Source organism: Parasphingorhabdus pacifica, from assembly GCF_054779195.1.
This window is the reverse complement of the sequence record NZ_BAAGYS010000007.1, coordinates 267,023-290,209: the sequence shown is the minus strand read 5'-3', so window position 1 is coordinate 290,209 and position 23,187 is coordinate 267,023. Positions and strand designations below refer to the sequence as shown.

Annotated in this window: 25 protein-coding genes; 18 read left to right on the top strand and 7 right to left on the bottom strand. The window is 66.6% G+C overall.

All coding sequences use genetic code 11. The features are described from left to right. The first annotated feature begins 108 nt into the window (after positions 1-108). The 6 genes from macS (at position 109) to ACYVAN_RS10750 (ending at position 5,198) form a co-directional block, all read left to right on the top strand. A complete protein-coding gene (macS, locus tag ACYVAN_RS10775; RefSeq protein WP_460958335.1) occupies positions 109-1,311 on the top strand; it encodes a MacS family sensor histidine kinase in 1,203 nt (400 codons plus the stop codon). Then, positions 1,308-1,988: a response regulator gene (locus ACYVAN_RS10770; RefSeq protein ID WP_460958333.1), complete on the top strand. Its 681-nt coding sequence runs from the start codon at positions 1,308-1,310 to the stop codon at positions 1,986-1,988. The genes macS and ACYVAN_RS10770 overlap by 4 nt, the downstream gene beginning before the upstream one ends. Before the next feature lie 374 nt (positions 1,989-2,362). Continuing rightward, positions 2,363-2,551, top strand: coding sequence for a hypothetical protein (locus ACYVAN_RS10765; protein ID WP_460958331.1), 189 nt, complete (start codon positions 2,363-2,365; stop codon positions 2,549-2,551). 87 nt (positions 2,552-2,638) lie between these two features. After that, positions 2,639-2,815, top strand: coding sequence for a hypothetical protein (locus ACYVAN_RS10760; RefSeq protein WP_460958329.1), 177 nt, complete (start codon positions 2,639-2,641; stop codon positions 2,813-2,815). Positions 2,816-2,883: 68 nt separating this feature from the next. Beyond that, positions 2,884-4,254: a hypothetical protein gene (locus ACYVAN_RS10755; protein WP_460958327.1), complete on the top strand. Its 1,371-nt coding sequence runs from the start codon at positions 2,884-2,886 to the stop codon at positions 4,252-4,254. 164 nt (positions 4,255-4,418) lie between these two features. Further along, positions 4,419-5,198 carry an AfsR/SARP family transcriptional regulator gene (locus tag ACYVAN_RS10750; RefSeq protein ID WP_460958325.1) on the top strand — a complete coding sequence of 260 codons (780 nt, stop codon included), beginning with the start codon at positions 4,419-4,421 and terminating at the stop codon, positions 5,196-5,198. A 58-nt stretch (positions 5,199-5,256) separates the two neighbouring features. Here the strand turns inward: ACYVAN_RS10750 and ACYVAN_RS10745 are convergent, their stop codons facing one another. Then, a complete protein-coding gene (locus tag ACYVAN_RS10745; RefSeq protein ID WP_460958323.1) occupies positions 5,257-6,897 on the bottom strand; it encodes a phosphoenolpyruvate--protein phosphotransferase in 1,641 nt (546 codons plus the stop codon). A 212-nt stretch (positions 6,898-7,109) separates the two neighbouring features. Here ACYVAN_RS10745 and ACYVAN_RS10740 point away from each other — a divergent pair, with 212 nt between their 5' ends. After that, positions 7,110-9,518 carry a DUF2339 domain-containing protein gene (locus ACYVAN_RS10740; protein ID WP_460958321.1) on the top strand — a complete coding sequence of 803 codons (2,409 nt, stop codon included), beginning with the start codon at positions 7,110-7,112 and terminating at the stop codon, positions 9,516-9,518. Between the two features lie 230 nt (positions 9,519-9,748). Here ACYVAN_RS10740 and ACYVAN_RS10735 read toward each other — a convergent pair whose 3' ends face one another. Then, positions 9,749-10,108, bottom strand: coding sequence for a glutaredoxin family protein (locus tag ACYVAN_RS10735; RefSeq protein ID WP_460958319.1), 360 nt, complete (start codon positions 10,106-10,108; stop codon positions 9,749-9,751). 326 nt (positions 10,109-10,434) lie between these two features. Here ACYVAN_RS10735 and ACYVAN_RS10730 point away from each other — a divergent pair, with 326 nt between their 5' ends. Together ACYVAN_RS10730 and ACYVAN_RS10725 are read left to right on the top strand one after the other, a co-directional pair. After that, the gene (locus ACYVAN_RS10730; RefSeq protein ID WP_460958317.1) at positions 10,435-11,163 is read left to right on the top strand and encodes a TetR/AcrR family transcriptional regulator; all 729 of its coding nucleotides are present in this window, start codon (positions 10,435-10,437) and stop codon (positions 11,161-11,163) included. 163 nt (positions 11,164-11,326) lie between these two features. Continuing rightward, the gene (locus ACYVAN_RS10725) at positions 11,327-12,310 is read left to right on the top strand and encodes an esterase/lipase family protein (RefSeq protein WP_460958315.1); all 984 of its coding nucleotides are present in this window, start codon (positions 11,327-11,329) and stop codon (positions 12,308-12,310) included. Between the two features lie 71 nt (positions 12,311-12,381). Here the strand turns inward: ACYVAN_RS10725 and ACYVAN_RS10720 are convergent, their stop codons facing one another. Together ACYVAN_RS10720 and ACYVAN_RS10715 are read right to left on the bottom strand one after the other, a co-directional pair. Beyond that, positions 12,382-13,230: an esterase/lipase family protein gene (locus ACYVAN_RS10720; RefSeq protein WP_460958313.1), complete on the bottom strand. Its 849-nt coding sequence runs from the start codon at positions 13,228-13,230 to the stop codon at positions 12,382-12,384. 240 nt (positions 13,231-13,470) lie between these two features. After that, complete coding sequence (locus ACYVAN_RS10715; protein ID WP_460958312.1) at positions 13,471-14,403, bottom strand: phosphotransferase; 933 nt, start codon at positions 14,401-14,403, stop codon at positions 13,471-13,473. Between the two features lie 326 nt (positions 14,404-14,729). Here ACYVAN_RS10715 and ACYVAN_RS10710 point away from each other — a divergent pair, with 326 nt between their 5' ends. The 3 genes from ACYVAN_RS10710 (at position 14,730) to ACYVAN_RS10700 (ending at position 16,147) form a co-directional block, all read left to right on the top strand. Then, complete coding sequence (locus ACYVAN_RS10710; RefSeq protein ID WP_460958310.1) at positions 14,730-15,254, top strand: hypothetical protein; 525 nt, start codon at positions 14,730-14,732, stop codon at positions 15,252-15,254. 189 nt (positions 15,255-15,443) lie between these two features. Further along, a complete protein-coding gene (locus ACYVAN_RS10705; protein ID WP_460958308.1) occupies positions 15,444-15,827 on the top strand; it encodes a hypothetical protein in 384 nt (127 codons plus the stop codon). A gap of 86 nt (positions 15,828-15,913) precedes the next feature. Next, positions 15,914-16,147, top strand: a complete 234-nt coding sequence (locus ACYVAN_RS10700; protein WP_460958306.1) for a hypothetical protein — start codon at positions 15,914-15,916, stop codon at positions 16,145-16,147. Positions 16,148-16,216: 69 nt separating this feature from the next. Here ACYVAN_RS10700 and ACYVAN_RS10695 read toward each other — a convergent pair whose 3' ends face one another. Both ACYVAN_RS10695 and ACYVAN_RS10690 read right to left on the bottom strand, forming a co-directional pair. Beyond that, positions 16,217-16,894, bottom strand: coding sequence for a hypothetical protein (locus ACYVAN_RS10695; RefSeq protein WP_460958304.1), 678 nt, complete (start codon positions 16,892-16,894; stop codon positions 16,217-16,219). A gap of 134 nt (positions 16,895-17,028) precedes the next feature. Next, complete coding sequence (locus ACYVAN_RS10690; protein WP_460958302.1) at positions 17,029-17,250, bottom strand: zinc finger protein; 222 nt, start codon at positions 17,248-17,250, stop codon at positions 17,029-17,031. 183 nt (positions 17,251-17,433) lie between these two features. Here ACYVAN_RS10690 and ACYVAN_RS10685 point away from each other — a divergent pair, with 183 nt between their 5' ends. From ACYVAN_RS10685 to ACYVAN_RS10665, 5 genes are all read left to right on the top strand, one after another. Then, positions 17,434-18,297 carry a helix-turn-helix domain-containing protein gene (locus tag ACYVAN_RS10685; RefSeq protein ID WP_460958300.1) on the top strand — a complete coding sequence of 288 codons (864 nt, stop codon included), beginning with the start codon at positions 17,434-17,436 and terminating at the stop codon, positions 18,295-18,297. 4 nt (positions 18,298-18,301) lie between these two features. Beyond that, a complete protein-coding gene (locus tag ACYVAN_RS10680; RefSeq protein ID WP_460958298.1) occupies positions 18,302-18,484 on the top strand; it encodes a DUF397 domain-containing protein in 183 nt (60 codons plus the stop codon). Positions 18,485-18,730: 246 nt separating this feature from the next. Continuing rightward, positions 18,731-19,075: a hypothetical protein gene (locus ACYVAN_RS10675; RefSeq protein WP_460958296.1), complete on the top strand. Its 345-nt coding sequence runs from the start codon at positions 18,731-18,733 to the stop codon at positions 19,073-19,075. Between the two features lie 280 nt (positions 19,076-19,355). Next, positions 19,356-19,751: a hypothetical protein gene (locus tag ACYVAN_RS10670; RefSeq protein WP_460958294.1), complete on the top strand. Its 396-nt coding sequence runs from the start codon at positions 19,356-19,358 to the stop codon at positions 19,749-19,751. Positions 19,752-19,776: 25 nt separating this feature from the next. Continuing rightward, a complete protein-coding gene (locus ACYVAN_RS10665; RefSeq protein ID WP_460958721.1) occupies positions 19,777-20,313 on the top strand; it encodes a DUF3558 family protein in 537 nt (178 codons plus the stop codon). A 106-nt stretch (positions 20,314-20,419) separates the two neighbouring features. On the opposite strand, the gene ACYVAN_RS10660 is transcribed toward ACYVAN_RS10665, so the two are convergent. After that, positions 20,420-22,423: an ATP-binding protein gene (locus tag ACYVAN_RS10660; protein ID WP_460958292.1), complete on the bottom strand. Its 2,004-nt coding sequence runs from the start codon at positions 22,421-22,423 to the stop codon at positions 20,420-20,422. Here ACYVAN_RS10660 and ACYVAN_RS10655 point away from each other — a divergent pair. Continuing rightward, entirely contained in the window at positions 22,418-23,155 is a 738-nt protein-coding gene (locus ACYVAN_RS10655) for a DinB family protein (protein ID WP_460958290.1), read from the top strand. The two genes, ACYVAN_RS10660 and ACYVAN_RS10655, sit on opposite strands and share 6 nt — an antisense overlap. Positions 23,156-23,187: the final 32 nt, after the last annotated feature.

The window sequence follows — 23,187 nt, the reverse complement described above, 5'->3', positions numbered from 1 at the left end:
TAGGCGCCCGGCACCGCTCGCTGCCGGGCGCCTATCGCGGGTGCCCAGCCTGGCGGTCTTTTCGGTGGGTGATCTACGGCAGGATGTGCGCCGGAGAGGAGCAGCACCGTGACGAGTGATCAGACCGAGCCCTCGAAGGTACCCATGGTGACCGACGGGCGTTCACCGATTTGGCGTGCGCACAGCGCTTTCCGCGTCGTCGCGTTCCTGTACGCGCTGATCTGGTACTTCGACCAGTTGCCCGACTACGCGAATCCCGTGCTGGCCACGGTCGTGATCCTGGTCATGGCCGGCTGGACGGTGTTCACGGTCCTGCGCTTCCGCAGGAGGGACGGCCGCACGAACCGGCTGGTGCTGATGGACCAGGTGGTGGTCTGCTCGCTGTTCCTCAGCAGCGAGTTCATCCTGACCGAGCACCAGATGACGGAGATCCACGCCCCGTCGGTGGTGACCGTCTACCACGCGTCCGCGGTCCTTTCCGGCGCCGCGCAGTGGGGGATGTTCGGCGGTGGGCTCGCCGGTGTCGCGGCGGCCGCGTGCAACTTCCTGATCCGCTGGTACGCCACTTATTCCATGTGGATGGACACCGTGCTGCTGCTCGGCGCCGGACTCCTGGTGGGACTGGCTTCGGACACCGCACGGAGGTCGACCGAACGGCTGGCCCGCGCGTTGCGCGCGGAGGCCGCCACGGCGGAGCGGGAGCGACTCGCCCGTTCCATCCACGACAGCGTCCTGCAGGTTCTCGCGCGCGTGCGGCGCCGCGGGAACGAGTTGGGCGGCGATGCCACCGAACTGGCTCGGCTGGCCGGTGAGCAGGAGATCGCGCTGCGCGCGCTGGTCTCGACTGCGCCTTCGGAGCCCGCAGGAGAGGGCGCGGACTCCGCGGTGGACCTGTCGGCCAAGTTGCAGGTGCTGCGCACCGCGCGGGTGGAGGTTTCCGTCCCGCCGACGCCGGTGTCGGTGGCGGAGCCGCTGGGTGCCGATCTGTACTCGGTGGTTCGGGAGGCGTTGGCCAACGTCGAGCGGCACGCGGGCCCGGATGCCAACGCGTGGGTGCTGTTGGAGGACCTCGGCGACGAGATCGTGCTCAGCGTCCGGGACGACGGCCCCGGAATTCCGGCCGGGCGGTTGCGCGCGGCCGAGTCCGAGGGGCGCATGGGCGTCGCCAAGTCGATCAAGGGGCGGATCGCCGGCCTCGGTGGCTCGATCTCGCTGGACACGGAACCGGGCGAGGGCACCGAGTGGGAGGTCCGGGTTCCCCGGGCCGACACTGCGAAATCGACCGAGCGCCGCGGAGGGAGTGAGCGATGACCGAGCCGAAGGTCTCCGTGATGGTGGTGGACGACCACCCCATGTGGCGGGACGGCGTGGCCAGGGACTTGAACGAGCGCGGTTTCGAGGTCCGCGCGACCAGTGCGGACGCCGATTCGGCGCTGCGGATCGCCAGGACCGTGCGACCGGACGTGGTGCTGATGGATCTGAACCTCGGGGACACCTCCGGGGTGGAGGCGTCCCGGCAGATCACCCAGGAGGTGCCGGGCACGAAGGTGCTGGTCCTGTCCGCCAGCGGTGAGCACAGCGATGTTCTGGAGGCCGTCAAGGCGGGTGCGTCCGGTTATCTGGTGAAGTCGGCTTCGGTGGAGGAGCTGGTGGACGCGGTCGGCCGCACGGCGGTGGGCGATGCGGTCTTCACTCCCGGGTTGGCGGGGCTGGTGCTCGGGGAGTACCGGCGGATGGCGGTGGAGCCGGGGTCGATGACGCAGGCTCCACAGCTGACCGACCGCGAGACCGAGGTGCTGCGGTTGGTGGCCAAGGGCATGACGGCTCGCCAGATCGCCAAGAAGCTGGTCATCTCGCACCGCACCGTGGAGAACCACGTGCAGTCGACGTTGGGCAAGCTGCAGCTGCACAACCGCGTAGAGCTGGCGCGGTACGCCATCGAGCACGGTCTGGACGCCGACGCGGAGGACGATCCGGAAGCGGGCTGAGGCCGCCATGAAGTGAAAACAGTTCCGAGAATTGGCCCATAGGGCCTCGCGCATTCGGCGCGGGGCCCGTTTTCACGCGATTCGAAAGCACCGGACAAGATCGTTCCGAAAGATCTCCCCCAATTCACCTGACTCGGCGAGCAAAAGTTTCCGTGGCGCCGGAAACGACCGAAGAGAACACTTTCTTCCCAGTTCAGAGCGCCTATAACCCAACGTGTTTCGATCTCCGAACATGTCCTCCGTCCGGCACGATCCGAGAAATCGGTTGCCCTGGTGACGCCGGCGTGACGAGCCGGTGACGGCGCTCTGGCTCACTACTCATCAGCGGCACACAGCCGCCGGTGAAATTTCCAACGCAACGAAGGAGAAAGATCGTGGACTTTACGTACGAGATCTCCGAGCAGGAACTGTCCGCCGAGCTGCTGCCGGCCCGCGAGGCCCTGGGCGGCTGGGGCGGCAACGTGCAGGCCGTGTACGCCGAGAACACTGCCCTCGCACTCGCCTTCGACGGTGACGCCGAGGCCACCGCGGAGCAGGACCTCGAGGTCACGCAGGAGAACTGACCTCCTGCTCAGTAGCTCCCGGCTGCTCAGCGTAGCTGCTTGCGTTGGGCAGCCGGGATACCAACAACGGACTTCGAGGAGACCAACATGCTCGAACTGGACGAATTGGCAGGCCAGTCGGCAGAGCTGCTGCCCGCACGTGAGGCCCTCGGTGGGGTCAACGTCCAAACGCCGGTTCAGGTCGGCGTGGCGATCGCGATCGACCTCGGCGAAGGCGACGCGGACGCGGAGCTCGACCAGAGCCTGGACGCTTCCCAGAAGTGACGTAGGGACCAGTCGTGCCAACTAGCCGGGGGCGAATCTTCGCTCCCGGCTAGTCCTAGGAGGGATCCATGTCCGAAGTGACCGAGGCCGAGGTGGATTCGTCGAACGAGCACCTGGTTCCGCGACTCGCCGACGGCATCTCGTTGTGCGGCGAGTACGAGGGTGGTGGGTATTCCGAACCGCGCTACGTGATCGCGCGGGAGGACGGGCAGATGGTGCTCGTCTCGCAGGTCCTCTACGCGGTCGCCGAAGCCGTCGACGGTGAGCGGGACGTCGGGCAGGTCGCCGTCGTGGCCAGTGAGCGGCTCGGCAAGCAGATCTCTCCTGCCGGAGTCGTCTACCTGGTGGACGAGAAGCTGCAGGGCCTGGGCATCGCCTCCACCGCGGAGACCGTCGACAAGGCCCCCAAATCGGATCCGTTGCTCGCGCTGGTCATGCGCGGGGTCCTCGCCCCGGCGCGGTACGTGCAACCCGTGGCCAGGTTCCTGTCGCCACTGTTTCACCCCATCGTGATCGCCGTGGTGCTGTGCACGCTGGTGGCCGTCGACACGTGGCTGGTGTCCTCGGGGGCGCTCGACGCGGCGATCCACCAGTCGGTGGGTTCACCGGCACACGTGCTGACCGTGATGGGCCTGCTCGTGGTCTCGACGTTGTTCCACGAGACCGGGCACGCGGCAGGCTGCCACTACGGTGGGGGACGGCCGGGTGCGATCGGTGTCGGCATCCTGCTGATCTACCCGTGCTTCTACACGAACGTCACCGACGCCTACCGCCTGGACCGGAGAGGCCGGTTGCGCACGGATCTGGGCGGGATCTACTTCAACGCAATCTTCATCCTGGCGTTCTCCGCTCTGTACGCGTGGACCGGGAACCCGTCACTCCTGGTTTTCCTCGCGCTCAGCCACCTGAACATGCTGCAGCAGATGCTGCCGCTGATCCGACTAGACGGCTACTACATCCTCGGCGACCTCGTGGGGGTGCCGAACCTCTTCGCCCACGTGGCCCCGCTCCTGCGTCGCCTGACCGGTCGGCACAAGTTGTCGAGTTCGGTGACGGCGGCGCTGCGCCCGCGCGTGCGCATCATCGTCACGGCCTGGGTGATGATCGTGGTGCCGGTGCTGTTGCTGGTCGTGACCAATCTCCTGATGCGCCTGCCGAGGTACCTCGGCACCGCCATCGAGCGGTGGCAGCAGTACTGGGCGGCGGGTGTCGCGGGCTTCGACCAGGGGCACACCGGCGCGGCGGCGCTGGCGATCGTGGCGCTGTTCGTGCTGCTCATCCCGTGGGCCGGTGGTGTGGTGTTCGTGGGCCGGACGGTCAAGAAGATCACGCTGGCCGTTCGGTCGCGACGCCGCCGGAACCGGCCGTCGCCACCGCGGCACCGGCAGGCGGTCGGCAGGTGGTCACCGCGTCCGCCGGGCAACCGGACCCAACCCTGACGTGGGACTCGACCGGATCAATAACCCTGCGTATCGATGTAACGACCTCTCGTTACGAACCCGATGGGCACGGTTGCGGGGGTGCGTCGGCGTCCGCTGTGTATGGGGGCAGCGGAACGGCCGCCGGACGAGCTCCGAGGTGGCAGGCAACTAGGGGGAAAGAGATGACTGTTGGTTCTGTGCGCCCGATCCCACAGCAACGGTTGAGGTCGAGTGCGCAGGAAGGCCGGCCGCTGCGGTTGGCCTTATTGGGCGGGTGGTCATTGCAGGAGGAGGGCGTGGACCTGGCCGTTCCCGCGAACGGGCAGCGGTTGTTGGCGCTACTGGCGCTGCGCGGCCGTTCCCAGCGGGATCACGTGGCGGGCGTGCTGTGGCCGGACAACGACGACCAGAGCGCGCTGGCCAGCCTCCGCACCACGCTGTGGCGGGTGCGGCGACGTGCTCCCGGGGTGCTCACCTGCACCGCCCACGAGGTGGAGTTGGGGCCACGGGTGTCGGTGGACGTGCACGCGTTGATCTCGACGGGTCGACACCTGATCCAGGACGAATCCGCCGCGGCGTCCGACTGGGCGGAGATCGGGCATTCGCTCGCACACCACGCGGCGTTGCTTCCCGGTTGGTACGACGACTGGGTCATCGCCGAAAGGGAGCGGTTGCAGCAGTTGCAGGTACACGCGCTGGAAGTGGCGGCGGAGCGCCTGGTGCAGTCGAGGCAGCTGGGGGTGGCCTTGGAAGTGGCACAGGCGGCGACGGTGGTGGAGCCGTTCCGGGAGACGGCGCACTGCGCGGTGGTGAAGGTGCTGCTCCAGCAGTCGAACACCGCGCAGGCCGTGCGGCATTACCAGCGCTACGAGCAGCTGCTGGATCGCGAACTCGGCATCTCGCCGTCCGACGACCTGCGTGATCTGATGCGGCCTGTCTTGGGGAGCCGGCGGCGGACGTGATCACGCGGGCATCGGTGCGGCCTGCCCGGCGCTGGTGAACGAAAGGAGGGGGCGACGGTCAGCCGAGCACGTCGCGGGCGGCGCGACGTCCCTCGTCGGGACGGACCGCGGTGACCGCGGCCTCGGCTGCCCGCTCGTAGTCGGCCAGGTCGTGCCGCGCGAGGGCCGCTCCCACCTCCGGTACGGCGACGGGGGTCATGGACAGGCTGGTGATGCCGAGTCCGGCGAGGACTCCCGCCAGTCGCGGGTCGGCGGCGGCCTCGCCGCAGACGCCGACGGGCTTTCCCAGCTCGCGGCCCGCCCTGCCGATGATGCCGATGAGCTGCAGCAACGCCGGTTGCCACGGATCGTTGAACTCGGCGAGGTGGCCGAGCATGCGGTCGGCGGCGAACAGGTACTGCGAGAGGTCGTTGGTGCCGATGCTGACGAAGTCGACACCTTCGAGGATCTCCCGCGCGCGCAGTGCGGCCGCCGGAACTTCGATCATGACTCCCGCGCGGTCCAAGCCGACGGCGTGGGCCTGCTGGGCGAACCAGACCGCTTCGTCGGCGCTGCTGACCATCGGGGCCATCACCGAAACCGCGGCTCCCGAGTCGTCGGCCGCCCCGGCGATGGCTTCGAGCTGTCGGGTGAGCACGCCCTGCTGGTCGTTGGCGACCCGGAGGCCGCGCACCCCGAGCGCCGGGTTCGGTTCGGATTCGGGTTCGAGGAACGTGAGGGGCTTGTCGGCGCCCGCGTCGAGGGTGCGCACCACGACGCGTTTGCCCGCGAACGGCCGGAGGATCTCGGCGTAGGCGGCGCGCTGGGCCGCCACCTCGGGTTCGTTTCCCGCGCCCAGGAAGCAGAATTCGGTCCGGAACAGGCCGACGCCCTGCGCACCGGATTCCACCGCGGCTCGGGCGTCGGCGATCGATCCCACGTTGGCCAGCACGTCGATCGCGTGCTCGTCGGCGGTCGCACCGGTGCCGTTCCAGTGGGCGGCGGCGTGGCGTTCGGCGACTCGGACGGCCACGGGTTCGGTGGAAATGTCCACGGTGCCTTCGTCGCCGTCCACTGTCACCCCGGCGAACTCTCCGGCCGTGAGCAATCCTCGGACGGCCACGACCGCGGGAATTCCGAGCGTGCGCGCGAGGATCGCGGTGTGGCTGGTGGGTCCGCCTTCCTCGGTGACGATGGCCAGCACGAGTTCGGGGTCGAGCCCGGCGGTGTCGGCGGGCGCGAGGTCGCGGGCGAGCAGGATGCCGCGCTCGTGCAGTTCGGGAACGCCGGGTGGGGTCACGCCCATGAGTTCGGCGATGATCCGATCCCGGATGTCGTGCACGTCGCGGACGCGTTCGGCGAAGTAACCGCCGGTGGCCCGGAGCGTTTCGGCGAATCCGTTGGCGGCTTCGAACACGGCTCGGGGTGCGGACAGGGCTCGCCCGGTCACGAGGCTTTCCGCCTGGGATACCAGCGCCGGGTCCTGGGCCATGGCGGCCGCGGTTTCGAGGATGGCCCGGGATTCGCCTTCTGCGTGCTCGGCGGCTCGGCGGTTCAACTCCTCGGCGACGACGGCGGCCGCCGGGGCGATGCGCGATGCCTCGGCGCCTGGGTCCGTGGGCGTGGGACCGGCGGCGGGCTCCGGTAGCGGCTCCGCGACGACGATCCCGGGGCCGGACGCCTTACCGGGGCTGACTCCTACACCACTCAACAAGGTCATTGGTATGAACCATACTCTTCTCGGCGGGAGATTGGACCGATCCTAGGCATTCATCGCCGCCTCGGCCGCCGCTCCGAGACCCGGCAGGTGCACCCCCGGTGAGTTCGGTGCTCCTACGCACCCGGTTCGCGCAGCTCGCGCCATTACTCATGAGTAGCTTCTGAGTATTCGCACGGATCCGACAGCGGGGTCCCGAACCGCACGCTTGATCCATGACAACGCGGCAGACGACCCAGCAGTCGACCCGGCCCCGAACCGACGAGCCCGGCGAGACGATCACCAGGCCGATCGAGGACATCGCCACGATGTTCGCGGACATGAGCACCGAACTCGGCCGCTTCAGCGAGCAGATCCTCGAGCGGCTCGCCGATGTCGAGACTACGCGGGGCGAGCCGGATCACTCCCCCGAAAGCGGTTCGGCGTCGGATCGGTTACCACCACCGACCAGGGCCAGACGGGCTGTACCCGTTCCACTGCTCGGTGAACCGGTCGACACGAGCTTCACTCGACCGACCAGCACCCCGGACGCCCTGAACTCCTGGGTTTACCCGAGAGGTGAACCGGTCGACACGAGCTTCACTCGACCGACCAGCACTCCCGACGCCCTGAACTCCTGGGTTTACCCGAGAGGTGAGCCCGTCGACACGAGCTTCGCCCCATCCACCCGGACCCCGGTTGCCCAGGCAGCCGGGGTCGACCCGCATCAGGGCGGACCGTGGCCCGACCGGTCGCTACAGGGCGAATCCGGTGCCGCCGCGCGGTCGCGGGCAGAACCGAACCCGGCGAGTCGGACGCCGCATCCACCCGCCGCCGAGCCGTCCACCGCCGGGCCGTCCGCTGCCGAGCAGGCCGCCGGCCCGCAGGCCACTGGGCGGGGACCGGCCGTTCCGGAGCCACCCGTCTTCGACCGCGTGCTGCACTGGACGTCCCGGCACGGCATCCGCCTGTTGGCCTGGTCCGGCGGCGCGGTGACCTTGCTCGGGATCGTTCTGCTGCTGGTCATGGCAGTCCAGCAGGGCTGGCTCGGGCCGCTGGGGCGGGTCGTGGGTGGTGCCGCGCTGGGCTTGGCGCTGCCGATCGCGGGCAGGCACGTGCACCGCCGGTCGGCTGCCGGAATGTCGGCCGCCCTGGTCGCGACCGGCATCGCGACGCTCTATCTCGACGTGATCGCCGCGACCGCTCTTTACGGGTTCCTTCCCCCACCGGGCGGCCTGGTGGCGGCCCTGGCGCTCGCGGGTGGTGGCTTGTGGATCGCCGATCGCTGGACTTCGCAGCCGCTCGCGGTCGGTGTCGTGCTGGGATGCGCGGTGTGCGCACCCTTGCTCTTCGGATCGCAGCTGGGGGCGCCCGGAACGTCGATGGCGTTGCTGACCGGCTTTCTCGTGATGCTCAAGCTGGCGGCCATGCCGGTGCAGATGCGTCGCGGCTGGCCGGTTCTGACGGTCGTTTCGGCGCTGCCCGCGGTGCTTTCCGCGCTGGTCGCCAACGCGCACGCGGCCACGGTCGGACCACCGTGGCCCGCGGCCTGGGCCGCGACGACGGTCGCCGTCACCGGCATCGCACTCGCCGTGATCACGTCGACCCGCAGGCCGCGGGATCCGGTGTCGATCGTGCTGCTGCTGGCCGCCGGCTCCCCGGCCCTGCTGGTGGCGCCCCTGTTGCCACGCTGGGCGGGGTCCGTGGTGGTGGGGATCGTGATCGTGTTGTACGCGGCCGTGTGGCTCGGGCAGCGACTGCTGTTCAACCGGCTCGTCCCCCGGCCGCTGGGCATCGCCGCCGGTGGCGCGGCCGCGCTGGCGCTGCTGCAACTGTCGGTGACGGCCCTGGACGGTTCCGCCCGGTCTCCGGCCCTGCTGGCCCAGTCGGTCGCGCTCGGCATCTTGGCGGTTCGCTTGCGCGGCAAGGGAATTCTGCTGACCGCGCTGGTCTACGGTGGATCGGGCGCGCTTCTCGCGGCCACCTTGGACGTGCCGCCGATGCTGTTCACGAGCTTTCCCGCCGAACCGTACATTGTGGACGGACTAATCCGGTGGGGTTCCGTTCTTCCCGGGATCGCGGCGTTCGCGCTGATCGGGCTCGCGGCACTGGTCCTGACCCGTTCGGCGGTCGGGTTGGGTGTCGTTCCCCCGAGGCATCCTGGTTTGCTGTTGCCCGCGGCGGCACTGCTCTACGGCAGCGGCGGTGCGGTGCTGAGCAGCTTCCTGGCGATCGCACCCACCACGACGGGCTTTCTGGCCGGACACGGCGCGATCACGGTGTCGTGGTTGCTTGCGGCGTTCGTGCTGCTGCTGCGCGGTCTCCGCTCCGGCCCGCACCGGCTCGCGGGTTTCGTCCTGATCTTCACCGCGCTGGCCAAGCTCGCCCTGTTCGACGTCTCGGCGCTCGACGGCTTTGCCAGGGTGGGAACCTTCCTCGCGGCGGGACTGTTGTTGCTGGCAGGCGGAACCTGGTACGCACGCCGCATCGCCGACCGCCAGACTCCAGACGGGCAGACTCCAGACGGGCAGACTCCAGACGGGCAGACTCCGGACGGGCAGACCGCAGACCGGCAGACCGCAGACCGGCCCGCCGATCCGGTCGACAGCCGACACGATCCGCGGGGCGGCGACACTGCCAGGTAACCCGGATAGATCAAAGTACGCACCCGTTCGGGGGTACTTTGACCTTTGCACCCATCCTCACGGGGGAGGCGAGCGTCAAACTGGATTGGTTGATGCTCGCCGGTATCGCGCCATCGGCGATCGCAACCAGTCAGTGGCCGGCCGCAACGCCCCCCGTGCGGTCGGCCCTGATATTCCTCGACCGCCCCGACGGCCGATGCCCAATCCCGGTCGCGACGACGGTCCGGCGGTCAGCTCTCGTTCTTGCGCAACCCGAGCGCCCGCAGGGTGCCGTCGACGAGACCGGGCTCGTTCTCGGGCAGCTGCTCGGGGGCGTGTTCGGCGACCGCAGCCATCACCTTTTCGGTGGCCGGGTTGACCGCGTTCCATTCGCCGATCACCACGGTGGGGACGGTTTCGTTGCCGTCGGCGATGGAGCGGACGGTCTCCGCTGCTCCCGGCTCCTGCCAGATGTCCACCTCGCGGTATTCGAGCCCCCGGCGGCGCAGTCCTGCCCGCAGCGAGGTGCAGAACGGGCATCCCGGCCGGGTGTAGACGACGACTTCCGGCTGCTGACCCGCCTGCTGCGAGGCTTCCTGGCCGATCTCCATCTTCGTTCCCCTTTCCACTACGGGAAGTCGTGGCCGGAGCGAATGCGCGCCCCGAAAACTCGACCTCCGTCGTCCACATCGTTCCCGCGTCTCTCGATCTCCTCACACCGGGGCCGGACTGTTCTCGGCGGTCGACCCTCGTGCGGCACCGTGTCTCGTGGACCTCATGAGGCCCCGAACACCGCTTGTCCTGCTGAACTCGCTGGTGGTCGTGATGACGACCGGTTACTGTGAGGTGAACACCGTCAACGACCTAAACGCCGTTAACTCCTCCTGTTTGCAGCGCGAACGAGGAGCAACGGCCGCAGCACTCGATGGAGTGACACATGACTGAGGTCACTCGGCGCGAGCGTATTCGTGCGGCAACCGAAACGGAGATTCGGCAACACGCACGGGGGCTACTCGCCGAACACGGGCGGGACGCAGTCACCCTGCGTGCCATCGCTCGGGAGCTCGGGATCACCGCCCCGGCGCTCTACCGCTACTACGATTCCCGCGAGGATCTGCTTCGCCAGCTGTGCGACGACATCTGCGCCGATCTGGCGGTGGAGCTGGCGGAGTTGTTGGAATCGGTGCCTGCCGAGGAGTACTGGAACAAGGTCTCGGCGGTGTGCCGCGCGTTCCGGCACTGGGCGTTGGCGCATCCGCAGGAGTTCACGCTGGTCTTCGCCACTCCGCAGCAGGACACCGGTTCCTCGGTGGCGAACGGTGGTCCGACCGACCAGTTCGCCGCCGTTTTTCTGGGCATCGTGGGTCCATTGATGACCGAGGGCGCGTTCAGGGTGGGCTACGAGAGCTTCCCGGCGGGCACCCGGCCGGATTTGGCGGACAACCAGCAGGCCCTGGCGACCGCGTTCTCCGTGCAGGGCATCGAGGTGCCGCCGGAGGCGTTGCACGAGGACGCGGTGTACTTCCTGCTCACGTGGTGGGTCCGGCTCTACGGGCACGTGGCGTTGGAGGTCTTCGGGCGCTTCCCGTTCGACGTGCACCACGCGGATCGGTTGTTCGATTCGATGTTGGGCGAGCTCGCCGCCGATCTCGGCATCGGCGACTGACGCCCGACGCTCCACCGCGTCTCGATCTCCGGAGAAGTCGACTTTCACCACCGAATTAAATTCGTGATCTACGCCACGTTTGCGGCACTCGGTGCGGTCGTGCGCTGTTGAGCTTCCGACTCTTCGACGTCGGTGTGCGGCAGGCACGGATCGGATGTGTTCCATGGCGAACGACGCGCGCTCGAACCGGTTCGCGCCGAAGCGGCTGGGCGTGGTCCTGACGGCGATGGTCGCGTTGGTGACGGTGAGCGCACCGGCGCCACTCGCCACGGCGGAACCGGATTCCGAGCTTCCGGTGGTGAACTCGGGGGTGGCCGCGTTGGCGAACGCGACGCTGCGGCCGGACACGCCACCGGCGGGCGCCAACGACTGGACGTGCGTCCCGTCTCCGGAGCACCCGAATCCGGTGGTGTTGGTGCACGGCACGGTCGAGAACATGACCTACAACTGGTTCTCGTTGTCGCCACGCCTGGCCAACGAGGGTCATTGCGTTTTCGCCTTCAACTTCGGCCAGGACACGGGCCTCGGTGTGGGATTGCCGGGAGCGTTTCCGACCGGCGGCACGGCTCCCGTCGCGCGGTCCGCCGCCGAGTTGAGCGGTTTCGTCGATGCCGTGCTGGGCACGACGGGGGCTGACGAGGTCGATCTGGTTGGGCATTCCCAGGGCGGCATGATGCCCCGCCACTACTTGAAGTTCCTCGGTGGCGAGGAGAAGGTCGACAAGCTGGTGGGGTTGTCGCCGTCGAACCACGGGACGAGCGTGCACGGTCTCGCGCTGCTGCCGGGCGTTCCGCTCCTGCTGCGGCTGGGACTGGGCGATTCGGTCCGGGATCAGATGTACGACTCGGGGTTCCTCGACGAGTTGAACGCGGGCCGCGAGACGGTCCCCGGGGTGGATTACACGGTGATTCAGACCCGCTACGACGAGGTCGTCACCCCGCACACGTCGGCTTTCCTCGACGGCCCGAATGTCACGAACATCCTGTTGCAGGACGGCTGCGAGTTGAACGCGACGGACCACCTCGGTATCTCGTTCGATCGGCGCGCTGAGCAGTTCGTCGTCAACGCGCTCGATCCGGACAGCGCGGTGGAGCCGCCGTGCGTGCCGAGTCCGCCGGTCAACGGCGCCGACCGGGACGCCTCCTGAGCCGGGCGGTCGCTGCCCGTCGATCCGCGGTGGATCGACGGGCAGCGGCGACGCCGGGTTCCGAGAGCGGCTCACCAACCGTCGTTGGACACTGCCTCGTAGGCGGTTTTCACTGGTGACCAGCCGTTTTCGGTGTCCTTCGACTCACCGCTGCTGTGGTGCCAGTACCGCAGGTTGTACTCGCCGTCCTTGAGTTTCCGGATGTTGCCGTGGGTCACTTCGCCTTCCGTGTCCCCGCCCCGGTACAGGTACTTGTGGTCGGCGAAGTAGGTCTTGTCCATGGCGGATTCGCCGGAGACCGTGTCGTCCTCGTTGGACGCCACGAAACTCCATTCGACGTCGTCGAGCGATCCTTCGTGCAGCGGGTTTTCGTGCAGCACCCGCATGAACTCGGAATCGGGGTCCATCGACTTCCACTGGGTGTCGGTGCGATCGTCCGCGTAGAACTTGTTGAGCACGCCTTGGTGCGGCGTGCCGAGGGTCACGACGTCGTCGACGTGCAGGCCGCCGGCGGGGAAACCTTCCCAGCCGTGCGCGGATCCGATCAGTGCGACTCGGGTGACCAGCCCGCCCATCGAGTGGGCGACGATGTCGACGGGTTCGGCTGCTGTGCCGGTCCTGTCGATGTAGTGCGCGAGGTCGGCCGCGATGTGTTTGATGCGGGTTCCGGTGGTGGCGTCGGCCCCTTCACCGTCTCCGTTGAAGTCCTTGAGGTTCTTGCAGTTCCGGTCGCCGGCGTAGTAACCGATCGTTTCGACCGGCCCGTCCCAGCCGCGTTCGTCGAAGTAGCCGAGGGCGCTGCTGAACACGCCGTTGCCGTCACCCTGGCACTTGGTGCTCTCGTTCTCGTTGTACCCGTGCACGAAGTAGACCGGATTGCTCGTGTCGGCGGCCCGGGCCTCGCTTGCTTGGACGCTCAATGCGGTGGCTCCGGTGAGACTCGTCGCGAGGAGTCCGGTACAAGCTGTGAGGGTCCCGGCGCGGATCAGTCTGTTCACTTGTGCTCCAGTCGCTCTCGATGTCACGGCCCGTCCAGGTGCCGATGCCGCATTCGAGCGTGACGGGCCGGGTTCGCGAGCGCGGCGGCTTCGCGCACGAGCATCCAGGTGGACGAATCCGTCCTGCCCCGTTCGGACGCGGTGCGGTCGTCCCCGCCCGGGTCACGCGCTGGTGGTGTTCCGCCAGGCGTCCAGGAGGGGTTTGAGCGCGTCGACGAGCATCGGCAGTTGCGGCGCGAGGGCGAGGCAGGCGACACCGCGGAGGTTGCCGATCCTGTCCATGAGCCGGAGAACTTCGTCGTCGACGCCGCGGATGCCGAGTTCGGCCGCGGTGGTGTTGTACCGGGCGGCGGCTTCGGGGCCGAACTGGGCGAGGTCCCATTCGACGGGTCCGCTGGTGAGCGTTTCGAAGTCGGCGTGGAGCTTTCCGCCGCTGGTGTCGATGATGTTGTAGGCGGGTGCGTCGCCGTGGATGGGTTGCACGTCCGCACCGGGGTAGGCGGCTTCGAACTTCTCGCGGCTTTCGATCAGCGGGGCGATGGTGGCCCATTCCCGCCGCGCACGGTCCAGGTCGGCGGGGTCGATGAGGTCGGGTCGTTGCGCGAGGAAGTCGCCGACCTGCTCGATGGTGGGTTCGATCCCGGACAGGAACGGGAGTTCGCCGGGGTAGTCGCGGAGGGCCGCGTGCAGGTGGGCGACGAGGACGGTGTTTGCCACGTAGTCCGGTTCGGCGTCTTCGCGCGGTTGGACGTGTCGCCAGAAGGTCAGGGAGAAACCGTTGCGCAGCACGGGTTCACGCGGCGCGAGCGGGCTGGGTTCGACGACGGGGATTCCGCGTTCGTGCAGCCATGCCGAGACGTGGAGTTCGGTGCGCTGGCGTTGTTGTTGCGCGGCGAGGTCTTCGGTCGGCGGCAGCACGGTGGGCACTCGCGCCACCACGGGTGACGGTGCGAGGTGCACGACGACGGAGAACGCGTCGTGGAGGATCTTCGGGTCGGTCGCGTCGATTCCCAGCTCCCGGGCTGCTGAGACGGCGGCGTCGACCGCGTTGCTGGTGCGCTCGGCGATCTCGGCGGAGCTGAGGAATTCGGACATGTGCGTACCGTTGCACCCGGCTCGACCGGCTGCAACGTGTTTTACCCCCGGGAGCGGGCCCTTCCGCTACGTGTTGGCCTGGGGTGTCGTTGGTCCCCGAATTGGTTGCCCTGCGCCGAACGATTGTCACTCATTCGATCGGCTTGTGCGCCGAGGGTGATCTGTAGGACTGAAGTTCACTCGCCGTTCGTGGACGTGGGGTAGCCGCTCGGCGTTGTTTCGCCCGTTTTCGTGGCGAGCTGATCGCGGAACGCGGTTAGCTGGTTGCAGTGCGTTCGGGGGTGCACGACAGGAGTGAACCGGATGGATGGGGGTAGACGTTTCTGATGCCTGAACAGGAGAGCTGCGGTTGCGGCGAGCATGATGACCGGTGGCGCCGGCTGACCGAGCAGATCGCCAAGCAGGTCGATGAGCAGTTGTCCCGCCGGATGCGTCGCCCCGGCGAACGCCCACCGCGACCGGCACCTCTCCGCGGCACCGATTCCGCGTACCACGGGAACCGCGTGCACTACTACGTGCAGCGATCGACGGTGTTCAACGGCGATGTCCAAGCGGGCACCAGCAACACCGGACCGTCCAGTGTGGACGCTCACATGGTCGAGGTGCGGCGGGCGCTGCGCACCGTGCTGGAACGGTTGCCGGAGGCGGGGTTGGGCTCCCGCGCCGAGCGCGCGGTGCGCAAGCAGGCCGGACGGGCACTGCGGGAGTGCGAGGGCGTGCAGCCGCAGCGGAGCGTGTTGCGTCGGCTCGTCGGCCAGGTCAGCACGGCCTTGGTGACGAGTACCGCGAGTGGCGGTGCGAACCCGGTGGCGGCCGAGCTGGTCAAGCACCTCCAGCACGTCCAGTTCTGAGCGGCCTGGCCTGGTGGTTCCCCGCAGAACACGCGGGTCAGTTTCGGTTGGTGCACATTCTCGGGGTCGTGCGGCGAGGTTCGGGCCGACACGTCCGAACAGCATTGGCGCATCAGAACCGACCACCAGCACTGAGTCTCGATCATTCTGTCCGCGAGCGGTGTACGGAAAGACCGGCCGTAGGGAGTTATGGATATAGCCGAGTTCGACGACCGGTTGGTGTGTGACCGGCAGGAGCACCCCTCGTTCCTGGTTGAGCTGTGGTCGTGGCACTACGACGAGCACGGTGAGCGCCAGGGCACGACCATGAGCAACTACGTGTTGAACGGTTGTGATGTGCGTGAAGCTCTGTCCTGGGCGCAGGACCACCAGTCGGACCCGGGCTGTTTCGTGCTTTTCGCCGGTACCTGGACCAACTGCGGTTTCCTCGAGACGCTGTGGTTGGCGGGTGAAGCTCCGGGCCAGGGTGAGTCCAGTGCTGTCGTGACCTTCGAGCCCGTCGAGCCTGGTCAAGCCGAATCGGGTGACGTGTCGACTCCGATGAAAAACCGTTCATCACGGGTTCAGAGCTGACTCATGGCCGGTGGCGAGTGTGGCGGGTGGCGTTGTAGTCGGCTCGTCACCATGAGTGGGCGAGCGCGGTGTTCTCGGAGGTTGTTATGCCCACCTTGCGGATGTTGTTGCTGCTGTCGTTGTTCGGCGGCGCTTTCGCGACCGGTTTGGTGTGGTCGCACGAGCACCCGCACGGTTTCCTGTCGTGGTGGACCTTCGTTGATATGGCCGCGATCGGGTTGATGGTAAAGGGCGTGCTGTTCGTGAATCGGCGGTTGAACGCGGAGAGGCCCGCGGCCCGGACCGCACCGATTCTCGCGGAACGGGCGCGGCTTCCCTGACGCACGGGAGCTTTGGGAGCGGGTTCCACCTTCCCGGGGTGGTTGGCGGCGTAATGCCGTAGCACCGGGTCAGGCGGCGTGGGCGAGGCCGCGTCGGGGTTCTGCGGTGTGCAGTCGGTGCCTGCCGATGTAGGGGTTGGGGTCGAGGGCGGCTCGGATGCCTTGGTCGAGGAGCTGTTCGAACGCGGTCGTTCGGGGAGCGTCGAGCTTTCGGGCGGTTGACCGGCGCGTGGTGTTGCAGCAGCGTCCGATGGCGGGAGCGGGTTCTTGGGGTTGTTCGACGCTGTGGGGTGTGTCGAGCAGCCGGAGGCCGATGGTGTCGAACGCTTCGGGTTTGGGGATTTCGCGGGTGGTGCTGTCGTATCGGTACAGGTCGCGGTAGCTGTACAGCACCGGCTGCGGGTCGATGACCTGGTCGAGCGGGGGCGGCAGGTCGGCCGTGGGGTTCGGCGTGGCCGTGCGCTCGCGGCGGCGCTCGCCGATGGGCTGGGTGTCGCAGTGTGGTGCCGATTCGGCGGGTGAGCTGTTCGTGGCGGCCGGGCGGGCAGCGGCGGCTGTTGCGCGCGGGGGCGCGTAGTCGCGAACGTGCCACACGCCGACGGCGCCGGGTCCGGCTCCGGCGTGCTGCCCGTTTCCGGTTCGCACGGGCAGGAATGCGCCGACCGTGGCGAGGGCGGTGATGATGCCGATGACGGTGAGCACGTTGGTGGGGTCGTTGGCGATGGTCACGATCGCATGGGTGTTCATCGGTTTCTCCGTGTTCGCGGTCGAGGTGCACGTGAGAGGGGCGCGGCGGTCCGGGGAAGGTGGTGCGGCCCGCCGCGCCGGTCTGGAAGTCCGGAAATCGGTCCAAGTGCCGGGAAAGCGGCGTTCAGGCGAGTTCAGGAGCGCGGGGAGTCGCGGAGTTTCTTCGCCTGTGTCCAGCATTCCGCGCAGGTGGGTGCTAGCCAGTCCACAACGGACGGTTCGGTGATGGTGATCCGCTTGCCGCACAACGCATCGCGCTCCTGACCGGGCCGCGGTAAGCGTTCGCCGGACATCCCGTGTCGGGCACCTTCTACCGGACGCCAAAACGCGATCGGACCAGCTGACTGCGGACTCACCGCCACACGCACCTCCAGGTCGGAGACGGCAGTCCTCGCTGTCGGGGAGAAGGAAGGAAGCAGCAGAGGACTGCCGTCAAGATCCAACTATATTGCTGAGATATCGCTTCATGACATTCCCTGATCGTGTACGGGATGTTGTTTCGTACGCTGCCCCGGTCGCGCGAACCCGAGAGGAATTCAATGCCACCCACGTCTTCCGCTGTCGCCACCTGGGAACTCGGCCTGTATCTGAAAGAAGCTCGGGAAGTTGCCGGGTTCAAGGGAGTTGAGGCCGCCAAGCAGCTCTCCCTTTCCCAGAACTTCTTGAGCGACGTCGAACACGGGAGGCGCAAGCTCAGCGAGGACAAGATCGTTAAGGCCGGTGACGCCTACGGGATCCCCAAGAAGGAGATGAACAGCCTCTTCGCACTCAGGGAGCGCGCCGACCAACGGGCGTGGTGGACGGACTTTTCGGGGATCTTCGAGTCGGAGATCCTGCGCTACTTCGGCCTGGAGTACGGGGCCGAATCGGTGCGCACGCACGAAAGCTTGATCATTCCCGGACTGCTCCAAACCGAAGCGTATGCACACGCCATAGTCACAAGCGACCGCCCCAATACCCGCACTTCGGAAGCAAGCAAGCGGGTTCGGGTTCGTCAGCTACGGCAGCGACGGCTCACCGATGACGACCCGCTGCACCTGACAGCGGTCATTAGCGAAGCTGCGCTGAAACAGCTCGTCGGAGGGTCGACCGTCCTCGCGGAACAACTCCGCCATCTGCTCGACCTGATCGAGAAATGCCCGGAAACGCTCTGCCTCCACGTGCTGCCCTTCTCCTCGGGGAGCCACGGCGCACTGGGCGCATCAACGTTCCATCTGTTGAGCTTCGCCGAGCACCAACTTCCGGACCTTGGCTGGCAAGAGACCGTGACTTCATGGGGTCTGATCGAAAACCCAACCCGCGTGAACCAGTACAGCCAGACCTACGCCGAGTCACTCGCTCAAGCAGAGGACCGCGCTGGTTCAATCGAGCTAATCGAAGGCGCGCTCAAGGACATAACATGAACGAGTGTCTGATTTACGCGATACCTACTGGTTCACGTCCAGCTACTCCTCAAACGCCGCTGCCTGCGTCGAAGTTGCTATGACCCCTCAGGCCGTTGGTGTCCGCGACACCAAGAACCGCTCTGGAGGAACGCTCAACTTCGACCCCGAACGGTGGGTTGCGTTCGTCAACACCTTGAAGTCCTAATACTCCAGCCGGACTTTTGGGTTGGCGCTGGTGAGGGTCTGTGCACAGTAGAGCGGCCATCGCGTGATGGCTGCGGGTGCCACGTAGGCCCTGCTGGCTGGCATACGGAACGGGACCTGCTCATGGGCCGGGTGGCAGGCCAGTTCGCCCGCATCGAGACACGGCAGCGCGCGGGCGCTGGTGCAGGGCCTGGTATCTGATCTGCCACGGAAGAACTGCTGGACTCTGGCCGAACACGCCAGTGATATGTCCCCGGTCGGGATGCAACACCTGCTGCGCAAGGCCCGCTGGGACGCCGACGCGATCCGTGATGACGTACGCGATCTCGCTGTCGGTGTTGGACCGAGAATGCCGACCGTCGCACGGCTGTGGGCGTGTCCGACAAGGTCGCCTTCGCCACGAAACCACAAACTGGCCGCCCGCACGATCACCCGAGCCGTGCAGGCCGGAATGCCCGCCCGGTGGGTGGCCGCCGACGAGGTCTACGACACCAACCCCGCCCTACGCACCGAGCTCGAAACCCAGCAGCTCGGCCTCGTGCTGGCCGTGGCCTGCGACCAGCGGTTGCCGACACCTCCTCGGTTTCCGTAAATACCACGGCACGCGAGACCGAGACCGCCTGCCAGCGGGCTGGACAGGCGATGCCGCTGGTGGCGGCGAAGCTGCCGTAGGGCGAAGTTGTAGCAAGGCAGCCGGAGGGTGGTTGGGCTGCGGATTCCGGTGCTGTGGCGCGGAACTGGACAAACTACTACCGCTGTCCGGGCGTGATGTAAATCCCTAATACGGAGAATATCTCGTTCACGACTGAGTGTCACTCTTCGGTGATATGTTCCGGGCGCCACATGCAGTCCGATCTGGGGGAGATGTCGGGATGCCCGAAGCGATGAGTGCTGGTGCCAACCTCGCTGCCACGAACGATGCCATGCAGGGCGTCATCGACTCGGCCAACAAGGGCCAGTTCCAGGTCACGCCCGAAGCGGGTGACGAGCTGATCAAGATCTTCCAAGAAGTCGAAGACTTCACGTACGACATGGAGCTGGACTTAGAGTCGATTAAGCAGCGCACTCCGCTAGGCGATAGCCCTGCTGGGCAAGCCATCTCTGACTTCAATCAGCAAGTTGCTTCAGGCGGAGACGGTCGTTCATACGAAGAGCTGGTCATCCAGCTGCGCGAGCGTGCTCCGAAGGTGATTGAGGCGTTAAAGAAGGGCATTGCTCTCTACCAAGAGGTAGATGACGGTAACAGCAACTTCGGCGTGCAGATGTGAGATTGGAGAAGGAAGCGTGAGCAGGATGGTTACACGGGCCGCAGCGGTCGTGTTTGGTGTGTCGATGCTGACGTTGTCAGCGTGCGGAGGTTCCACCGAGGACCCTCCGGCCCAGCAAGATACTGCTGGACCGACGAGCGCAACTGAAGAAACCCAAGGCGGTGGTCAACCGTCTCTCGTCGGAACGGATCCTTGTGCGTTGATGACGGCTGATGAAGCCTCCGGATTCGGGGTTCAAGGTGCTGGTGAGTCGAAGAGCGTGGCTGGCGCCGAATCTTGTCGTTGGCGACTCGACTCTGGCCGGCTCAACATCTCGCTAAACACGGATCGGTCTCTGAACGAGTTGAACTTCTCGGATGGGGAGGCGAAAGCGACCACGATCGAAGGTCGCGATGCGAAATTGGTCACGGGAAATACGGGCAGTGTGTGCACAGTGGCGCTCGCAGTCGGAGCCTCCGAATCCGTCGCCATTGACGCGAGTGTGAGAAGCGGCACCGAGACTGCATGCCAGATGGTCGAGCAGGCTGCGCCACTGGTGGCGGCGAAACTGCCGCAGGAGTGAGCCGGGATTGATCCAGCGCTGGGGGACAGATGAGCACACCTAATCCTGGAGGGGCCACCCTTGCTTCCCTCTCCCAGCGAGATCACCTCCAGCACCTATTGCCGGTTTAGCGCGACTCCAGACCTGCAAGATCAGTTCGGATCTCGACGGCCTCGGGTTGGCCAAGCTCGTCGAACATCACGACTGCTTGTTGCCAAGCCTCCCGAGCGCCTTCGGGATCGCCGAACTTCCGCAAAGCAGTTCCCAGACCCCGTAGGCTCGCGGCCTCGCCCTGCCTGTGGCCGATGCTCCGGCGGAACCCGCAAGCTTCCCGATACGCATGGACTGCGGCCTCGATCTGGCCGGACTCGACGTACGCATCCGCCCGGTTGTTCAGGACGAACCCTTCGCCGATCTCCTCACCGACCTCCCGATCGATGCGCAATGCCTCCTCGAAGTGCGGGAATGCCGCCTCGAAGTCTTTGAGCTTCGAATGGAGCAAACCCAACGCACCATGCGTTAGTCCCTCGCCGTAGCGATTGCCGAGTTCACGGGCGACTTCGAGCGCCCGGTTCAGCGGGTCTACAGCGTCGGTGTATCGGCCACCATCCATGTAGGCATGCCCAAGAGCGATCAGAACTTCGCCGACCCCACGGCGGTCTCCAACTGCATCGAACAACGAGACGGCTTGCTCCGCGTGGCTCGCAGCAGCGTCGAAGTCCTTCATGTCGTAATGGGCGATTCCGAGCTCATGCAGCAAGTGTGCCTCGGCAACCTGCTCCTTCAGCTGCCGAGCGGCCCGAATTCCAACGTCGTAGGTTGCGAGCCAATCCTCCGTATAACCACGAAGATGGAAGAGGTAGAACAGGCTTCGAGGAAGCTGCCACGCATGTGCGTGATTCCCCAAAGCATCAGCCTGCTTGATCGCCGCCAGCAGGTTCCCACGTTCTCGCTCCCACCATCTGATCGCTTCGTCGTCGTCATCGAAACTCAGTCCAGTTATATCTGCTTCGGGCATCACGTCCGCCGCGTGGCTGGTGCGCAGGTAGAAGTCGAACAGGCGGCGTAGTGCTGCTTTTCGTTCCTCGCTGGTCTCGTCGGCTCCCGCGCACTCGGCCGCGTACGCGCGCAACAGGTCGTGGAATCCGTATCGCCCGTCCTGCTGATCCACCAGGTGAGCCTTGCTCAACTCCACCAACAGCGTCCGCGCCTTGCGCCTCGGGAGCCCGGCCAACGCCGCCGCCGCGTCCAGGCTCAAATGCGCGCCCGTCGGCAACCCCATCAGCCGGAACAACCGCGCCGACTCCGCCGACAACGAGCGGTACGACCACGAAAACACCGCGCGAACCCCGGTCTCACCTCCGGCGTCCAACGCATCAAGCCGCTCCGCCTCGTCGTTCAGCTCCTCCACCAGCTCCGCCAACGACAAATCGGGGTCCTCGGCTGCGCTCACCCCCACGATCCCCAACGCCAACGGCAATCCAGCGCACTGCGCAACCAGCGAATCCGCAGCCGCCGGCTCAGCATCAACCCGTTCCCGCCCCAGATAGCGAACCAGCAGATCACGCGACTCCACCGGATCCAACACGCGCAAAGTCATCCGCGAAGCACCCTCCCGAACCCTCAAGTCTTCCAACCGATTCCGGCTCGTCACCAGCACCAGGCACGTCGGACACCCCGGCAACAACGGGCGAACCTGTTCCGCCGAACGCGCGTTGTCCAGCAAAATCAGCATTCGCCTCTCGTGCACCAGCGACCGGAACAACGCCGCCCGTGCATCCTCCCCAGCAGGAACGCGATCCGCCGGAACATCCAGCGCGGCCAAGAAAACACCCAAAGCCTCAGAAATACCCATCGGTTCCGCGACCGGGTCGAACCCCCGCAAGTTCACGTACAACTCGCCATCTTCGAACCGATCACGCATCCGATGCGCCCAATGCACCGCCAACGTCGACTTGCCGACCCCGGCCGTGCCGTCGATCGCCGACAACAACACGACACCTTCGGGACGCACGCCAGCCAACAACGTCGTCAACGCGTCCTGCTCAACACTGCGATTGACGAAATGCCGCACCGAGCCGGGCAACTGCCGAGGCACCAGCCGTTGCCCCACCGGAGCGTGGAAATGCACACCTCCATGCACCTCGCCAGCCTGAACGCTGTGCCCAGCGACCTGCCCGACCTCGTTGCCCACTTCAACCCCCACCAAGCGAAAAAAGATCAACCCAGCCTGGCACGGATCGCGACACCACAACCACCCAATGAACACAACCAACCGCACATCCACAAGATCAAATCCCGGTCGGTTGCGGCCGCGTTGTCGGACACCCGTGCCACGATGGCGACCATGAGTGATCCGGAACGCGCCATGCCTCCGCTCGATTCCGACGAGCGGTCTTCGCTGGAGAGTTGGCTCGACTTCTACCGCGCCACCCTCGCCCAGAAATGCGACGGCTTGGATGAGGAACAACTCCGCCGCGCGTCCGCGGCACCATCACCGATCACGCTGCTCGGCCTCGTCCGACACATGGCCGAAGTCGAGCGGACCTGGTTCCGGCGAATCCTCGTCCAAGAGGACATCCCGTTCATCTTCGACCCGGACTCCGACCGCCAAAGCAGCGCCGACGAGGGTTTCCCTCTGGCCACGGGAGACACCTACGCAGCGGCGCGGCCCATCTGGCGAGCCGAGATCGACCGAGCGCGGGAGAACTGCGCCGCCCACGCGCTCGACGACACCAGCCCCTTCCCCCACGGGCACGTCACCCTGCGCTGGATCTACACCCACATGATCGCCGAATACGCTCGCCACTGCGGCCACGCCGACCTCGTCCGCGAACGCATCGACGGCGTCACCGGCGTCTGACAGCGACCCGACCGGGATCTTCGCCGGCCCCG

Bases quoted from the DNA above. Each gene is read 5' to 3' on its own strand.
- ACYVAN_RS10770 (WP_460958333.1), top strand. From the start codon at position 1,308: ATGACCGAGCCGAAGGTCTCCGTGATGGTGGTGGACGACCACCCCATG.
- ACYVAN_RS10760 (WP_460958329.1), top strand. From the start codon at position 2,639: ATGCTCGAACTGGACGAATTGGCAGGCCAGTCGGCAGAGCTGCTGCCC.
- ACYVAN_RS10755 (WP_460958327.1), top strand. From the start codon at position 2,884: ATGTCCGAAGTGACCGAGGCCGAGGTGGATTCGTCGAACGAGCACCTG.
- ACYVAN_RS10750 (WP_460958325.1), top strand. From the start codon at position 4,419: ATGACTGTTGGTTCTGTGCGCCCGATCCCACAGCAACGGTTGAGGTCG.
- ACYVAN_RS10745 (WP_460958323.1), bottom strand. From the start codon at position 6,897: ATGACCTTGTTGAGTGGTGTAGGAGTCAGCCCCGGTAAGGCGTCCGGC.
- ACYVAN_RS10740 (WP_460958321.1), top strand. From the start codon at position 7,110: ATGACAACGCGGCAGACGACCCAGCAGTCGACCCGGCCCCGAACCGAC.
- ACYVAN_RS10735 (WP_460958319.1), bottom strand. From the start codon at position 10,108: ATGGAGATCGGCCAGGAAGCCTCGCAGCAGGCGGGTCAGCAGCCGGAA.
- ACYVAN_RS10730 (WP_460958317.1), top strand. From the start codon at position 10,435: ATGACTGAGGTCACTCGGCGCGAGCGTATTCGTGCGGCAACCGAAACG.
- ACYVAN_RS10725 (WP_460958315.1), top strand. From the start codon at position 11,327: ATGGCGAACGACGCGCGCTCGAACCGGTTCGCGCCGAAGCGGCTGGGC.
- ACYVAN_RS10715 (WP_460958312.1), bottom strand. From the start codon at position 14,403: ATGTCCGAATTCCTCAGCTCCGCCGAGATCGCCGAGCGCACCAGCAAC.
- ACYVAN_RS10710 (WP_460958310.1), top strand. From the start codon at position 14,730: ATGCCTGAACAGGAGAGCTGCGGTTGCGGCGAGCATGATGACCGGTGG.
- ACYVAN_RS10705 (WP_460958308.1), top strand. From the start codon at position 15,444: ATGGATATAGCCGAGTTCGACGACCGGTTGGTGTGTGACCGGCAGGAG.
- ACYVAN_RS10700 (WP_460958306.1), top strand. From the start codon at position 15,914: ATGCCCACCTTGCGGATGTTGTTGCTGCTGTCGTTGTTCGGCGGCGCT.
- ACYVAN_RS10695 (WP_460958304.1), bottom strand. From the start codon at position 16,894: ATGAACACCCATGCGATCGTGACCATCGCCAACGACCCCACCAACGTG.
- ACYVAN_RS10685 (WP_460958300.1), top strand. From the start codon at position 17,434: ATGCCACCCACGTCTTCCGCTGTCGCCACCTGGGAACTCGGCCTGTAT.
- ACYVAN_RS10675 (WP_460958296.1), top strand. From the start codon at position 18,731: ATGTCCCCGGTCGGGATGCAACACCTGCTGCGCAAGGCCCGCTGGGAC.
- ACYVAN_RS10670 (WP_460958294.1), top strand. From the start codon at position 19,356: ATGCCCGAAGCGATGAGTGCTGGTGCCAACCTCGCTGCCACGAACGAT.
- ACYVAN_RS10665 (WP_460958721.1), top strand. From the start codon at position 19,777: ATGGTTACACGGGCCGCAGCGGTCGTGTTTGGTGTGTCGATGCTGACG.
- ACYVAN_RS10655 (WP_460958290.1), top strand. From the start codon at position 22,418: ATGCACACCTCCATGCACCTCGCCAGCCTGAACGCTGTGCCCAGCGAC.